10 protein-coding genes are annotated in these 16,144 nt (G+C 72.4%); all 10 read left to right on the plus strand.

Going from position 1 to position 16,144, the window contains the following annotated elements; translation table 11 throughout:
• Positions 1-26: 26 nt before the first annotated feature.
• The 10 genes from ACFZB3_RS42190 (at position 27) to ACFZB3_RS42235 (ending at position 16,141) form a co-directional block, all read left to right on the plus strand.
• The gene (locus ACFZB3_RS42190; RefSeq protein ID WP_391386995.1) at positions 27-1,814 is read left to right on the plus strand and encodes a DUF5605 domain-containing protein; all 1,788 of its coding nucleotides are present in this window, start codon (positions 27-29) and stop codon (positions 1,812-1,814) included.
• 89 nt (positions 1,815-1,903) lie between these two features.
• Positions 1,904-3,433, plus strand: coding sequence for an ABC transporter substrate-binding protein (locus ACFZB3_RS42195; RefSeq protein ID WP_391386997.1), 1,530 nt, complete (start codon positions 1,904-1,906; stop codon positions 3,431-3,433).
• 136 nt (positions 3,434-3,569) lie between these two features.
• Positions 3,570-4,568, plus strand: coding sequence for a substrate-binding domain-containing protein (locus tag ACFZB3_RS42200; RefSeq protein ID WP_391386999.1), 999 nt, complete (start codon positions 3,570-3,572; stop codon positions 4,566-4,568).
• Between the two features lie 305 nt (positions 4,569-4,873).
• Complete coding sequence (locus tag ACFZB3_RS42205) at positions 4,874-6,403, plus strand: ABC transporter substrate-binding protein (protein WP_391387002.1); 1,530 nt, start codon at positions 4,874-4,876, stop codon at positions 6,401-6,403.
• A 58-nt stretch (positions 6,404-6,461) separates the two neighbouring features.
• Positions 6,462-7,403 carry an ABC transporter permease subunit gene (locus ACFZB3_RS42210; RefSeq protein ID WP_391387005.1) on the plus strand — a complete coding sequence of 314 codons (942 nt, stop codon included), beginning with the start codon at positions 6,462-6,464 and terminating at the stop codon, positions 7,401-7,403.
• Entirely contained in the window at positions 7,400-9,409 is a 2,010-nt protein-coding gene (locus tag ACFZB3_RS42215; protein WP_391387008.1) for an ATP-binding cassette domain-containing protein, read from the plus strand. The genes ACFZB3_RS42210 and ACFZB3_RS42215 overlap by 4 nt, the downstream gene beginning before the upstream one ends.
• The gene (locus tag ACFZB3_RS42220) at positions 9,406-10,356 is read left to right on the plus strand and encodes an ATP-binding cassette domain-containing protein (protein WP_391387011.1); all 951 of its coding nucleotides are present in this window, start codon (positions 9,406-9,408) and stop codon (positions 10,354-10,356) included. The genes ACFZB3_RS42215 and ACFZB3_RS42220 overlap by 4 nt, the downstream gene beginning before the upstream one ends.
• Positions 10,353-11,918, plus strand: a complete 1,566-nt coding sequence (locus tag ACFZB3_RS42225; protein WP_391387014.1) for a family 43 glycosylhydrolase — start codon at positions 10,353-10,355, stop codon at positions 11,916-11,918. The genes ACFZB3_RS42220 and ACFZB3_RS42225 overlap by 4 nt, the downstream gene beginning before the upstream one ends.
• A gap of 82 nt (positions 11,919-12,000) precedes the next feature.
• Positions 12,001-14,535 (plus strand): glycoside hydrolase family 3 C-terminal domain-containing protein, encoded by a 2,535-nt coding sequence (locus tag ACFZB3_RS42230; protein WP_391387017.1) that lies wholly within the window; start codon positions 12,001-12,003, stop codon positions 14,533-14,535.
• Entirely contained in the window at positions 14,525-16,141 is a 1,617-nt protein-coding gene (locus tag ACFZB3_RS42235; protein ID WP_391387020.1) for a DUF4038 domain-containing protein, read from the plus strand. The genes ACFZB3_RS42230 and ACFZB3_RS42235 overlap by 11 nt, the downstream gene beginning before the upstream one ends.
• Positions 16,142-16,144 lie beyond the last annotated feature (3 nt).

Genomic DNA, 16,144 nt, shown 5'->3' on the forward strand with positions numbered 1-16,144 from the left:
TGCACCCTCCCCTGCGGGAGTCCGTGATGCCCTACGGTCCCGCGTCGATCCTCGGAGACGTCCTGCGCAACAAGCGGGCCGAGGCGGTGGTGCGCAAGCACCTCACCGGAATCGTCAACGCGCCGCTGGAGATCCAGCTCAGGTACGCGCCGCTGGAACGGGTCGTCGGCTTCCTGGAGGAGACCCGGGCCGACACCGCCGCCCGGGACGCCTTCTTCGCCGAGCTGGCCGCCGTCGACGAGACCGCCGCGGAGCCGCCCCGCCCGGCGGAGCGGGCGATCACTCCCTCCCCAGAGCACGAGTCCGCGGACGTACCGGTCGGCAGCGCCAAGCTGCTGCGGCCGGAGACGGCGACCCGCTGGCGCACCTTCGAGCTGGAACTGCACGGACCGGCGCACGGCAACCCGTTCACGGACGTCGAGCTGCGCGCCGAGTTCCGCCACGGCGACCGCGTGCTCACCGCGTACGGCTTCCACGACGGGGAGGGCGTCCAGCGCGTCCGCTTCCTGCCCGACGAGGAGGGCGACTGGTCGTACCGCACCGTCAGCAACGCCCGCTCGCTCGACGGGATCACCGGCTCCTTCACCTGCGGCCCGGCCGCCGCCGGGGACCACGGGCCGGTGCGGGTGCACGCGACCCACCACTTCCGGCACGCCGACGGCACCCGCCACCTGCCGGTGGGCACCACCGCCTACGCCTGGACCCACCAGGGCGACGAACTGGCGGAACGGACCCTGCGGAGCCTGGCCGGCAGCCCCTTCAACAAGGTGCGGATGTGCGTCTTCCCCAAGGCCTACCTGCACAACACCAACGAGCCCGTGCGCTACCCGTTCCAGGGGTCGCCCGATGACGGCTGGGACTTCACCCGGCCCGACCCCGCGTACTTCAGGGACCTGGAACACCGCGTAGCCCAGCTCGGCGCGCTCGGCATCCAGGCCGACGTCATCCTCTTCCACCCGTACGACCGCTGGGGCTTCTCCGACATGGGGCCCGTCGCCGACGAGCGCTACCTGCGGTACGTGGTGTCCCGGCTGTCGGCCTTCCCGAACGTGTGGTGGTCCCTGGCCAACGAGTACGACCTGATGTGGTCCAAGGACACCGGCCACTGGCACCGGTCGGCCGCGACCGTGCGCCGGTTCGATCCGCACGGCCACCTGCTCGGCGTCCACAACTGCTTCGAGTTCTGGGACAACGGCCTGGACTGGGTGACCCACTCCAGCGTGCAGCGCGTCGATGTCTACCGCACGGCCGAGAACACCGACGCCTGGCGGGCCCGTTGGGGCAAGCCGGTGGTCGTCGACGAGTGCGGCTACGAGGGCGACCTCGACCAGGGCTGGGGCAACCTCACCCCGCAGGAGATGGTGCGCCGCTGCTGGGAGGGCGCCGTACGCGGCGGCTACGTCACCCATGGCGAGACGTATCTCGCGGACGACGACGTGCTGTGGTGGTCCAAGGGCGGCGAGCTGAAGGGGGAGAGCCCCGCCAGGATCGCCTTCCTGCGGCGGATCCTGGAGGAGACACCGGGGGCCGGCATCGACCCGCTGCCCTCCGACTGGGACGTCCCGACCGGCGGCGTCGAAGGCCGCTACCACCTCACCTACTTCGGCTTCGGCCAGCCGCGCCGCCGCACGTTCGCGATGGCCCCCGGCATCCGCTACGAGGCCGAGGTCATCGACACCTGGAACATGACCGTCACCCGGCTCCCGGGCACGTACGAGGGCGTCTTCACCCTGCCGCTGCCCGCCCTCCCCTACATCGCGGTCCGGCTCAGGGCGTACGAGGACACCCCGGCGCCCGCCACGACAGCCGACTGAATCCGCACCTCACCTCACCTCCCCCACACCTGCCCATCAGAACCGCGGGCGGCTCTGCCATGCCGCCCGCCTCGAACGCGGAGTTACCCATGCGACGCATCATGCTGACGGCCGTGGCGGTCGTCGTGACCCTGGCCGCGACGGCCTGCGGATCCGGATCCGGCGACAGCGGCGGAACCGGCACCACAGGGGGCACCCTCACCCTGGCGCCCCTCGTCCAGGCCCAGCCGTGGGACCTGGCCGACGCCGGACTCGGCAACAACGCCCAGTACTACCAGCCCGTGTACGACTCCCTGCTGCGGCTCTCGCCCAGCTCCGAGGTCAAGCCCAACCTCGCCACCAAGTGGTCGTACAACACCGACCGGACCGTCCTCACCCTCACCCTGCGCACCGGAGTCAAGTTCACCGACGGCACCGCCCTCGACGCCGCCGCCGTCAAGACCAACCTCCTGCACACCAAGGAGGGCACCAACGAGGCCGCCGGCCAGCTCAAGGGCATCAGCGGGGTGGACGTGGTGAACGCGTCCACGGTCGCCGTCAAGCTCTCGGTGCCCGACCCTTCCCTGCTGGCCAACCTCGGCAACGTGGCCGGCATGGTCGCCAGCCCCAAGGCGATCGCCGACGGCGCACTGAAGTCCGGTCCCGTCGGCTCCGGGCCGTACACCCTGGACAAGTCCGCGACGACGGCGGGCAGTACGTACACCTTCGTCCGCAACCCCGGCTACTGGAACAAGTCGGCCTTCCCGTTCGACAAGATCGTCCTCAAGCCGATGACCGACCCCACCGCGACCCTCAACGCCCTGCGTTCGGGGCAGATCAACGGCGCGGTGCTGACCAGCGCCAAGAACATCGCGCCGGCCCAGAGCAGCGGGCTCAAGATCACCAAGTACACCTCGGGCGACGTCGAGGGGCTGTACATATGGGACCGCACGGGCAAGCAGGTCAAGGCGCTCGGTGACGTCCGGGTCCGCCAGGCCCTGAACTACGCCTTCGACCGGTCCGCCATCGTCAAGACCGCCAAGGGCGGCATGGGCCAGGCGACGACCCAGATCTTCAACCCGGCCGGTTCCGCCTTCGACAGCTCGCTGGACACGAAGTACACCTACGACCCGGCCAAGGCCAAGAAGCTGCTGGCGGAGGCCGGTTACCCCAACGGCTTCTCGGTCACCATGCCGGACTTCTCCGCGGTCTTCCCCGACCAGCAGGCCGCCATGACCCAGCAGCTCGCGGACATCGGCGTGAAGGTCAAGCTCGACAAGGTCCCCACCGACCAGGTCCTCAGCAAGCTGCTGGCCGGCAAGTACGCCATGTCCTACATGGTGCTGGCCTCCTTCCGCCCCTGGGACACCATCTCGACCGAGGTGACGAAGAGCGCGCTGTGGAACCCGCTGCACAGCGCCGACCCCACGGTGGAGTCCCTGGCCGCGAAGGCGCAGAAGGCGACCGGCAGTGCCCAGGACGCGCTGTTCAAGGAGATCAACACCTACCTCGTCGACCAGGCCTGGAACGCCCCCTGGGACTCGGTGCAGAACGCCTACGCGACGAGCAAGGACATCACCTTCACGCCGCAGACCTACGCCGCCGTGCCGCCGATCTACAACTTCCGGCACGCGGGCTGAGCACCCGGGCCGGGCACCCGGCTCCCGCGCTCCGGACACGGAGAACCCGCCTCCCTCACTGTTACGATTCAGTTAGGCTCTCGGCGCGGTCCGCGCATCATGACGGTCGCTCCCAGACATCCTCCAGGAGGCCCCCATGGCGAACAGGTCCGGCCGCGTGACGGCGACCGATGTCGCCAGGGAGGCGGGGGTCTCGCAGACCACGGTCAGCTACGTGCTGAACGACGCGCCGCACCAGAAGATCTCCGAGTCGACCCGCCGCAAGGTGCTGGACGCCGTGGCCAAGCTGGGTTACCGGCCGTCGGCCGCGGCCCGGGCCCTGCGTCTGGGCCGCAGCGAACTGGTGCTCATGCTGCTTCCGGACGTGCCCGTGGGCGACTCCCTGGCGACCCTGGTGGAGTTGCTCGGCGACGAGCTGGAGCGGCACCGTCTCAGCCTGATCACCCGGCGCACCCAGCACTCCCCGGTGAGTTCGCTGTGGCGGGAGTTCATGCCCGCCGCCGTGCTGACGTCCCTCGGCGTCTCCGCCGAGGACATGGCCGGCATGCGGGCGGCGGGCATCCCCGTGGTGAGCGTGGAGATCGACAGGGCGACGCATCCGCTCGGCCTGCCGATCCACCAGACCCTCATCGGCAGGATGCAGGTCGAGCGGCTGGCGGCGACGGGCCACACCCGCCTCGGTTATGCCGCGCCCCGGCAGCCCCGGCTCCGGGACTTCCTCGAACCGCGGCTCGCCGGTGTCCGGGCCGCCTGCGCGGAACTGGGCCTGGCCGCCCCGGTCGTGCTCGACGTCCCGCTCGACGCTGCGGCGGCCGCCGCCGCGGCCGACCAGTGGCACTCGGCGGTCCCCGCCGTCACCGGGGTGTGCGCGTACAACGACGAGACCGCCTTCGCGCTCCTCGCCGGCATGCGCCGCGTCGGCCTGAGCGCCCCCGGCGACCTGGCCGTGATCGGCGTCGACAACGACAAACTGGCGCCGTTCGCCGTACCGCCGCTCACCACGATCGACAACAACCTGGACATCCTGGCCGGCCGCGTGGCGCGCCTGATCGTCAGCAGCATCGCCGACGGCACCGTCGGCACCACCGCACCGCAGTCGGTCCCGGTGAGCCTCGTGGTCCGGGAATCCGCCTGACCCGACCGGCATCACCCGGTCCCAAGTCCCCGCACAACGTGCCCATCGGAGAAATATCCGCCGCCGGGGTCTTGTCGTCCCGCTGAAGTCGGCCTACGTTACGCATACGTTTCACTTGTACGTATCAGTACCTGATCTCGGCCACCGAATCGACGTGGCTGAAACGTGACAGGCCCGCGAACCAGACGAGCCCGCCCACCCGAGAAGCCCGCCAGGAAGCGCCCGACCGACACGAACGGTCCAGACCGCTGCCGGCCCTGGCCCCCTCTTCCTCTCCCTCCCCGTTCTTCCCAGCGGAGCACGACATGCGAAGAATCACGCTGACGGCCGCGTCTGCGGCCCTGATGCTGTCCGTGGCCGGGTGCAGTTCCGCCTCAGGGGCGGGTTCGAGCGGCTCGGCCGCCGGCGGCACCCTCACCCTGGCCCCCATCGTCGAAGCCCAGCCGTGGGACCTGGCCGACGCCGGACTCGGCAACAACACCCAGTACTACCAGCCCGTATACGACTCGCTGCTGCGGCTGTCCCCGAGCGCCGAGGTCAAGGCCAACCTGGCCACCAAGTGGTCGTACAACGCCGACCGGACCGTCCTCACCCTGTCCCTGCGCACCGGCGTCAAGTTCACCGACGGCACCGCCCTGGACGCCGCCGCCGTCAAGGCCAACCTCCTGCACACCAAGGGCGGTACCAACGAGGCCGCCGGCCAGCTCAAGGGCATCAAGAGCGTCGACGCGGTGGACGCGTCCACGGTCGCCATCACGCTCTCGGCCCCCGACCCCTCGCTGCTGGCCAACCTCGGCAGCGTGGCCGGCATGATCGCCAGCCCCAAGGCCATCACCTCGGGCGCCCTCAAGTCCGGCCCGGTGGGCTCCGGGCCGTACACGCTGGACAAGTCCGCCACCGTCACCGGCAGCACCTACACGTTCGTCCGCAACGCCGGGTACTGGAACAAGTCGGCCTTCCCGTTCGACAAGATCGTCCTCAAGCCGATGACCGACCCCACCGCGACCCTCAACGCCCTGCGCTCGGGTCAGCTCAGCGGCGCCCTGCTGACCAGCGCCAAGAACATCGCGCCGGCCCAGAGCAGCGGGCTGAAGATCACCAAGTACACCTCGGGCGACGTCGAAGGCGTCTACATCTGGGACCGCGAGGGCAAGCAGGTCAAGGCACTCGGCGACGTCCGGGTCCGGCAGGCCCTCAACTACGCCTTCGACCGGTCCGCCATCGTCAAGACCGCCAAGCAGGGCATGGGGCAGTCCACCACCCAGGTCTTCAACCCGGCCGGCCCGGCCTTCGACAGCTCGCTGGACTCGAAGTACACGTACGACCCGGCCAAGGCCAAGCAGCTGCTGGCGGAGGCCGGTTACCCGAACGGCTTCTCGGTCACCATGCCGGACTTCTCCACCTTCTTCCCGGACCAGCAGGCGGCCATGACCCAGCAGCTGGAGGACATCGGGATCAAGGTCAAGATCGACAAGATCCCCACCAGCCAGGTGCTGACCGCCCTGCTCTCGGGCAAGTACCCGATCTCCTACATGACGTTGGCCTCCTTCCGCCCCTGGGACACCATCCGGCTCGAAGTGGCCCCGGACGCCCTGTGGAACCCGCTGCACACCTCCGACCCGAAGGTCACCGCCCTGATCGCCAAGGCGCAGAAGGCGACCGGCAGCGCCCAGGACGCGCTGTTCAAGGAGATCAACACCTACCTCGTCGACCAGGCCTGGAACGCCCCCTGGGACTCGGTGCAGAACGCCTACGCGACCAACAAGAACGTCACCTTCACCCCGCAGACCTACTCCGCCGTACCGCCCATCTACAACTTCAGGCCCGCCGGCTGACCGGGTCCCCGGTGCAGGCCCGTCAGGGACGAGGAAGACAAGGAAGGAGGAGAGACCAGTGATCGTTTTCCTGGCCCGGCGCATCGCCGCCGGACTGGTGCTGGTCGTGGTGATCGCGACCACGACCTTCGCGCTGATGGGCCTGACCGGCTCCGACCCGGCGCGCCAGATCGTCGGGCAGACCGCCACCCAGCAGCAGGTGGCGGCCAAGTCCCGTGAACTGGGGCTCGACCAGCCGATGGCCGAGCGCTACTGGCACTGGCTGACGGACGCGGTGCAGGGCAACCTCGGCACCTCGTGGTTCAGCGGCGAGTCCGTGACCGACTCGCTCACCAACCGGCTGCCGGTCACCCTGTCGATCGTGCTGGCCGCCCTGCTGGTCTCCGCGGTGCTCAGCACGGTGCTGGGCGTCGCCGCCGCGGTCCGCCGCGGCGCGCTGGACCAGCTCGTGCAGCTGCTCGCCGTGGTGGGCTTCGCGGTGCCCAGCTTCCTGGTCGCGCTGGTGCTCGCCGTGGTGGTCGGAGTCGACCTGGGCTGGCTGCCCGCGACCGGCTACGTCCCGCTGGCCACCTCGGCGAGCGGCTGGCTGAAGTCGATCACCCTGCCCGCGCTGTCGCTCGCCGTCGGCGCGGTCGCCGCCACCGCCCAGCAGGTCCGCGGCTCCATGGTGGACGTGCTGCGCGCCGACTACGTCCGCACCCTGCGCGCCCGTGGCATCAGCGAGCGCAGCCTGCTGTTCCGGCACGCCCTGCGCAACGCGGCCCCCGCCGCCCTGACCGTGCTCGCCCTGCAGTTCATCGGCCTGGTCGGCGGCGCGGTGGTGGTGGAGAAGGTGTTCGGGCTCAACGGGATCGGCTCGCAGGCGACCGGCGCCGGGTCCCAGGGCGACACCCCGGTCGTCATGGGCGTCGTCGTGGTCATGGTCGCCATCGTCGTGATCGTCAACATCGCGCTCGACGTGGCGTACGGCTGGCTCAACCCGAAGGTGCGTGTCGGATGACCCTCCCCCAGTCCGAAGCGGGCCTCGCCCCCGGCACCGCGGCGGCACCGGCGCCGGTGCGCGCGGGCCTCGTGCGGCGGCTGCTGCGCAACCCGGTGGCCGTCGGCTGTCTCGCCGTCCTCGCGCTCATCGCGCTGGCGAGCCTGTTCGCTCCGCTGCTGACCGACCAGGACCCGGCGCACTCCTCGCTCACCGAGACCCTCGCCCCGGCCGGCGGAGCGCATCCGCTGGGCGGCGACGGCGTCGGCCGCGACGTGCTGGCCCGGCTGCTCTACGGCGGTCGCACCAGCCTGCTCGGCGCCCTGATCGCCGTGTGCGTCGCGCTGGTGATCGGCGTTCCCTCCGGCCTGCTGGCCGGCTACTACCGCAAGTGGTTCGACGCGGTGAGCAGTTGGCTCGCCAACATCCTGATGGCGGTACCGGCCATCGTCGTGCTGCTGGTCGTGATGTCCGCGGTGGGCCAGAACACCTATGTCGCCATGGCGGTCTTCGGCGTGCTGATGTCGCCGGGCGTGTTCCGGCTGATCCGTGCCTCGGCGATCTCCGTGCGCGAGGAGCTGTACGTGGACGCGGCCCGGGTCTCCGGGCTGACCGACGGCAGGATCGTGCGCCGGCACATCCTGCCCGTGGTGCAGGCGCCGACCATCATCCAGGCCGCCCAGATGCTCGGGCTGGCCATCGTCATCCAGTCCGGCCTGGAGTTCCTGGGGCTGGGTTCGGCGACCCAGGCCAGCTGGGGCTCGATGCTCAACGACGCGTTCGCCAACATCTACACCAAGCCGGTCCTGATGCTGTGGCCCGGAGGCGCGCTCGCGCTCACCGTCGCCGCGTTCGGTCTGCTGGGCAACGCGCTGCGCGACGCGCTGGACGCGAGCGCAGGCAGCGGGCGCGGGCGGCGGACGCGCAGGGCGGTCAGGAACGCCGCGAGGGCCAGGAAGGCGCAGCGGGCGGCGACGTCCGCGGCTGCCGAGGGCATCGGCGTCGGGCCGAGCAGCGTGGCGGAGGCCGAGTCCGTGGCGGAGGCCGAGTCCGTGGCGGGGGCCGAGGGCCCCGGGAGCCCGGAGGATACGAAGAACTCCGCGGCTGCCGGCGGCACTCGGCAGCCGAAGGCCGCGGTCGCCGCCGGGAAGGACGACGACGCCCCCTTGCTCGTCCTGGACGGTCTGCACGTCTCCTACCCGGCCGAGGACGGGGAGAAGACCGTCGTCGACGGGGTGTCCCTGACCGTCCGCAAGGGCGAGGTGCTCGGGCTGGTCGGCGAGTCCGGGTCGGGCAAGAGCCAGACCGCGTTCGCCGTGCTCGGCCTGCTGCCGCCGGAGGCGCTGGTCTCCGCCGACCGCCTCGTGTTCGACGGGACGGAACTCGGACGGCTGAGCCGTACGGAGCTGAACCGGCTCCGCGGCCGGCGGATCGCATACGTGCCGCAGGAGCCGATGTCCAACCTCGATCCGTCCTTCCGGATCGGAGCCCAGCTGGTCGAACCGGTCCGCCGGCATCTGCGGCTCCCGGCGTCGGAGGCGCGGACGAAGACCCTGGGCCTGCTGGAACGGGTGGGCATCGCCGACCCCGAGCGGGTGTTCGCCTCCTACCCGCACCAGATCTCCGGCGGCATGGCCCAGCGCGTCCTCATCGCGGGGGCGGTGTCCTGCGATCCCGACCTGCTGATCGCCGACGAGCCCACCACGGCCCTGGACGTGACCGTGCAGGCCGAGGTGCTGGACCTGATGCGGTCGCTGCAGCGCGAACGGAACATGGGCATGATCCTGGTGACCCACGACTTCGGTGTGGTGGCCGACATCTGCGACCGCGTCACGGTGATGCAGACCGGCAGGGTGGTGGAATCCGCCCCCGCGCGTGAGCTGTTCGCCCGACCCCGGCACCCGTACACCCGGATGCTCCTGTCCTCGACGCTGGAGGACGCCGAGCCGCGCGCCGCGCTCGGCCGCACCACCGCGAAGGCGGCCGCCGGGACCATGCACACCGCACGTCAGGAGGGCCGGGCATGACCGGGACACTCGACAAGGACCGCCCGGCACCGGCCTCCGCGCCGGCCTCGGCGGAGCCGCTGCTGGTCGCCGACGAGGTGGTCGTGGAGTACCCGGCGAAGGGCTGGCGCAAGCCGCCGTTCCGGGTCCTGAAGGGGGTGTCGCTCACCATCGGCGCGGGCGAGACCCTCGGCCTGGTCGGCGAGTCGGGGTCCGGGAAGACGACCCTGGGCCGCGCCATCCTCGGCCTCGCCCCGGTCACCTCCGGCAGCGTCCGCTACGACGGCCGGGTCGTCTCCGGTCTGGGCCGCAAGGAGCGCCGGGCGCTGAGCAGCGAGATCCAGGTGGTGTTCCAGGACCCGTACACCTCGCTGAACCCGGCGATGACGGTGAACGACATCCTCAGCGAGCCGCTGACCGTCGCCGGAACCTCGCGCGCGGAGGCCGAACGACGGGTGAAGGACCTGCTGGACCAGGTGCGGCTGCCCGCCGACGCCGGACAGCGGCTGCCCCGGGAGTTCTCCGGCGGCCAGCGGCAGCGCGTCGCCATCGCCCGGGCGCTGTCCCGGGACCCGCGGATCGTGGTCTGCGACGAGCCGGTCAGCGCGCTGGACCTGTCGACCCAGGCGCGGGTCCTCGACCTGTTCGTGGAGATCCAGGAACGCACCGGCGTCGCCTATCTCTTCATCACCCACGACCTCTCCGTGGTGCGGCACATCAGCCACCGGGTGGCGGTCATGTACCGCGGCGAGATCGTCGAGTCCGGGGACGCGGCGAAGATCACGGCCACACCCGAACACCCCTACACCCAGCGGCTGTTGCTGGCGGCACCGGTACCCGACCCCGAACGGCAGGCGCAGCGCCGGGCCGAGCGGCGGCGGCTGGCGGCCGCCGGGGCCTCGACGGAAGCCACCACGGCACCCACGACGGCAACCGCCACGGCAGCCACGACAGGAGACACGGAATGACCCCGCCGCCGCCCGCATCCACGAACCCGGCCACGGGCGCTGTCCCTGCCCCCGCCAACCCTCTCGTCCCCGGATTCCACCCCGACCCCAGCGTCACCCGGGTCGGCGACGACTACTACCTCGCCTGCTCCAGCTTCGAGTACTTCCCCGGCATCCCGCTCTTCCACAGCCGCGACCTGGTGAACTGGCGGCAGATCGGCAACGTGGTGACCCGGCCGGGGCAGCTCGCGCTGGAGAAGACCCCGCTGCTCGGCGGGGCCTGGGCGCCCACCATCCGCTTCCACGACGGCCGCTTCTGGCTGGTCGTCACCGACGCGATGGGGCGCGGCAGTCTGATCTTCACCGCCGACCGGGCCGAGGGACCGTGGTCCGACGGCATCGTCATGCAGGGCGTGTCCGGCATCGACCCGGACATCGCCTGGGACGCCGACGGCACCTGCTTCGTCACGTACTCGGGCCTGCGTCTGGACGGTGACCGCGCCGGCGAGCACCTGGGCATCCAGCAGGTCCGCATGGACCCCGGGACCGGCCGGGCCCTGGAAGAACCCCGGTCGCTGTGGTCGGGGACCGGGCTGATGTTCCCCGAGGCCCCGCACCTCTACGAGATCGACGGCGTCTGGTACCTGATGATCGCCGAGGGCGGCACCGAGCGCGGCCACGCCGTGAGCATCGCCCGCTCCGACCGGCCCGACGGACCCTTCGAGGGCTGCCCGGCCAACCCGGTGCTCAGCGCCCGCAGCACCGACCGGCCGGTGCAGAACACCGGCCACGCCGACCTCGTACGCACCCCCGACGGCGGCTGGGCGCTCGTCATGCTGGGCATGCGGCCGCGCGGACTGACCCGCGCCTTCTCCCCCATGGGCCGGGAGACGTTCGGCACCGCCCTGGAGTGGGTCGACGGCTGGCCCGTGGTGCGTCCGGTCGAGCCGGGCCCGGTCCCCGAACCGGTCACGTACGAGGACGACTTCACCGGCACCGTGCTCGGCCCGCAGTGGATCTCGGTGCGCACCCCGGCCGCCGACTGGTCCTCGCTGACCGAACGGCCGGGCCGGCTCGTGGTGCACGCCGACGGCTCCACGATGGACGACCCCCGGCCGCGCTTCGTCGGACGCCGACAGCAGCACCAGGCGGCCGAGTTCTCGGTGCGGATGGACTGCTCCGGCGGCACCGGCGGACTGAGCCTGCGCATCGACGAACACCACCACTACGACGTCGAGGCGGGCGCCGGCACGGTCCGGGCGCGGGCCCGGGTGGGCGGCCTCCGGCAGGTCTGGGAACAGCCGCTGCCGGGTCCGGCGGACGAGGTGACCGTACGCATCGTGGTCGAGCCGACCGCGGGGCCGGGCTCCGACGCGCTCGGCCCGGACCTGGTCCGGCTCTCCGTCGGGACACCGGACGGCCCGGTGGAACTGGCCGCGCTCGACGGCCGCTACGTGTCCGCCGAGACCGCCGCCGCGTTCACCGGCCGGGTCGTCGGCGTGTACGCCGCCGAGAGCGTCGTCGCCTTCGACCGGTTCCGCTACCGGGGCCAGGACCCGGCGGCCCCGGCCCCGCAGCCCTGAGTCCCTGAAGCCCTGAGGCTCGCCCGAACCTCCTCCCCCGCCTCCCCCATTGCTCCCCTCCCCCTGCTCCGAGGAGAACTCCGTGACCCGGCAGTCCGCCAACCCCACCCCCGACACCGACGCCGAAGCCGAAGCCGAGTTGGGGCGGCGCGTCGCCGCGCTCACCCTGGAGCAGAAGGTACGGCTGCTCACCGGCGGGGACTTCTGGTCCCTGCTTCCGGAGCCCGACGCCGGCTTGCGCAGGCTGGTCGTCTCGGACGGCCCCGCCGGGGTGCGCGGTGAACTCTGGGACGAGCGCACGCCGTCCGCGAACGTCCCCTCGCCCACCGCTCTCGCCGCCACCTGGGACGAGCCCCGCGTCGAGCGGCTGGGCGGACTGCTCGCCCACGAGGCCCGCGCCAAGGGAGTGGACGTCCTGCTCGCCCCCACCGTGAACCTGCACCGCACCCCCTACGGCGGCCGGCACTTCGAGTGCTTCAGTGAGGACCCGCTGCTCACCGGCCGGATCGGAGCGGCCTACGTGCGCGGTGTGCAGCGCGGCGGTGTGGCCGCCACCGTGAAGCACTTCGTCGGCAACGACTCCGAGACCCAGCGGATGACCGTCGACGCGCGGATCGACGAGCGCGTCCTGCGGGAGCTGTACCTCGCGCCGTTCGAGGTGATCGTCCGCGAGGCCCGGGTCTGGGCGGTGATGGCCGCGTACAACGGCGTCAACGGGCACTCGATGACCGAGAGCCCGCTGCTGCGCGCGGTGCTGCACGAGGAGTGGGGCTTCGACGGGGTGGTGATGTCCGACTGGTTCGCCACCCGCACCACCGAGCCGTCCGCGCGCGCCGCCCTCGACCTGGTGATGCCGGGCCCGCTGGGGCCGTGGGGCGAGGCGCTGGTCACCGCCGTGCGGGAGGGCAAGGTGGACGAGGCGCTGGTGGACGACAAGGCGCTGCGCATACTGCGGCTGGCCGCCCGGGTCGGCGCGCTGGACGGCCTGCCCGACGCCGTCGAGCCGCCGACGTACGACGCGGCGTCGGTGGCGGGTCTGCTGCGGGAGACGGCCGCCGCCGGTTTCGTCCTCGCCCGCAACGAGGACGCCGTACTGCCGCTGGACCGGGCCGCGCTGCACCGGGTGGCCGTGCTGGGCCCGAACGCGGCCGTGGCGCGGACCCTCGGCGGCGGCAGCGCCACCGTCTTCCCGCCGTACACCGTCTCGCCGCTCACCGGTCTGCGGGCCGCGCTCGGGGACTCGGTCGAGGTCACGCACGGCGTGGGGGTCACCCCGCAGACCCGCACACCGGTGGCGGACCTGCCGTTCCTGGGCCGTCCCGACGGCACCGGCGACGGCGTGGAGGTGCGCTACCTGGCCGCCGACGGAACCGTGCTGGGCGCCGAGCCGCGCGCCGCGGCGGCGTACACCTGGATGGGGTCGTACAGGCCCGGGATCGCGTCCGACGCCGTCGCCCGGATCGAGGTGCGCACGGTGCTGCGCGCGGCGGCGGGGCCCGGCCGGTACGGGATCGGCGCCTCCGGCCTGGGACGCTTCCGGATGTCCGTGGCCGGGACGGAGGTGTTCGACGTACAGCTGGCGCTGCCGCCGGGTGCCGACCTGGTGGAGGGCCTGCTCAGCCCGCCGCAACACCTGCACGACGTCGAACTGGCCGAGGGCGGGGAGACCGAGGTCGTCCTCGTGCACGACGCCCCCGCCGCCGACGAGGGCATAGCGGCAGGGGTCACCTCGCTCCAGCTCAACCTCATGCCGCCGCGGGGCAGCGACGACGAGGAGATCGAGCGGGCCGTGGCGCTCGCCCGTGCCGCCGACGTCGCCGTGGTCGTGGTCGGCACCACCGAGGAGGTCGAGAGCGAGGGCTTCGACCGTACCGGCCTGGCCCTGCCCGGCCGCCAGGACGAGCTGGTCCGCCGGGTCGCCGAGGCCAACCCGCGCACGGTCGTGGTGGTCAACTCCGGTGCCCCGGTGCTGCTTCCGTGGGCCGACGAGGTGGCGGCGGTACTGCTGGCCTGGTTCCCCGGACAGGAGTTCGGCGACGCGCTCGCCGACGTCCTGCTGGGCGCGGCGGAACCGGGCGGACGTCTCCCCACCGAGTGGCCCGCCACCGAGGCCGGTCTGCCGTCCACCCAGCCGGTCGACGGCGTACTCCGCTACGACGAGGGGCTGTTCGTCGGCCACCGGGGGCAGGGCCGCCAGGACCGGACACCGCCGCGCTACGGCTTCGGGCACGGCCTCGGCTACACCACCTGGGAGTACGTCGCGGTCGAGGCGCCCGGCGCGGTGCCGGCCGGCGAGGGCGGCACCGTGACGGTGCGGATCCGCAACACCGGGGCCCGGCACGGCAAGGAGGTCGTGCAGGTGTACGCGGAGCGGCCGGACGGCGCCGTGGAGCGCCCGGCACGCTGGCTGGCCGGGTTCGCCGTGGTCGAGGCGGCGGCCGGCGAGGAGGCGGTGGCGACGGTGACCGTGGACGCGCGGGTCTTCCGGCACTGGGACACCGCGGCGCACGCCTGGGCGTTCGAGCCCGGTGACTTCACGCTGCGCGTGGGCCCGTCGTCGCTGCGGCTGCCGCTGGCCACCCGGGTCACGCTGGAGGGCCGCGACGATGAGCACTGACCCGGCCACGGAGATCACCGCCTGGCGGCAGACCGAGATCGTCCTCACCGGCACGCGCGACCACGCCAACCCGTACACCGACGTGGACGTGTGGGCCGAGTTCACCCACGAGTCCGGGCGGGTGCTGCGCCGCCCGGCCTTCTGGGACGGCGACCGCACCTGGCGGATCCGCTTCGCCTCCCCGGAGCCGGCCGGCCGCTGGACCTGGCGCTCCGGCGCCTCGGACGGGGACCCCGGACTCGACGGGCGGACGGGCACGTTGACGGTCCGCCCGGCCGACACCGACACAGCCACAGCCCCCGCCACCGCCCCCTCCACCGCCACCGCCACCGCCACCGACACCGACGGCAACCCCTTCCACCGGCACGGTTTCTGGCGCATGTCCCCCGGCGGGCGCAGCCTGGTGCACGCCGACGGGACGCCCGCGCTGCTGGTCGGCGACACCGCCTGGGCGCTGCCCTGGCGGGCCACCGAAGAACAGGCCGCGCGCTATGCCGCCGACCGGCGGGCCAAGGGCTTCAACGCGGCCCTGCTGATGAGCGTCCAGCCCGACATGGACGCGCGCGGGCCCCGCGACCGCACCGCCGACGAAGGCTTCGACGTCGGCTTCGAGGACCTGCCCACCGGACACGTCAACGTGCTGAACCCGGCGTACTTCCGGTACCTCGACCGACTGACCGGCGTCCTGCGCGACCACGGGATCGTGCCCGTGCTGCAGCCGCTGTTCCACGGCTTCGGCTGGAAGGGCCTGCGGACGGCCGGCCCGGTGGTCCCGCCGCAGGAGTACGCGCGCTACTGCCGTTACCTGGTCGCCCGTTACGGCGCCGCCCCGGTGGTCTACCTGGTGGGTGCCGACGGCGAGGGCGGCGAGCCGCAGATCGCGGCGGGCGGCGCCGAGGTGGGGCGGTGGGACGCCTACGGCCAGCCCTGCGGCATCCACTACCGGCCGCACTCCGCCAACCGCGCCCACCAGGGCGAGCCGTGGCTGCACTTCCAGTGGTGCCAGACCGGGCACATGGGCGGGCACGTCCAGGAGCGGGTCGCCGACATGTGGCGCAACACCCCGGCCAAGGCGGTCGCCAACGGCGAACCGACCTACGAGGATCCCGGCGCCGGCCGGGCCACCGGCTGGTGGCAGGGGCACGAGGCGTGGAGCAACCTCTGCGCGGGCGGCACGATGGGCGTCGTCTACGGCGCGGCGAGTCTGTGGCAGTGGCGGCTGCACCCGGCCGAACCCGGGCACACGGAGTTCTTCCTGGCGAAGGACGCGGGCTGGCGGGAGGCGCTGGACTTCGAGGGATCGCGGTACGTCGGCCTGGTCGGCCGGATCCTCGACGGCCTCCCCCTCACCGACCTGCGCCCGGACTGGTGCGCCAGCCTGGCGCCGCGCGGCCTGTCCGTCCCCGGTGTGCTGTACGTCTGCTACGCGGAGGAGGGCGGCCCGCTGCGGGGCATCGCCCCGGAGGTGCCCCTGCCCTATCGCGTGGTCGACCCCCGTACCGGCGAGACGGTCCGCGAGGGCGTGAGGGCCGACGCCGCCGACTGGGTACCCGACGAGGGCGGAGCCCCCCGCGTGTACATCTGCCATGACCCGGATCGGAGTTGAAGC

This window comes from Streptomyces sp. NPDC008092 (genome assembly GCF_042957285.1).
Lineage (GTDB): Bacteria > Actinomycetota > Actinomycetes > Streptomycetales > Streptomycetaceae > Streptomyces.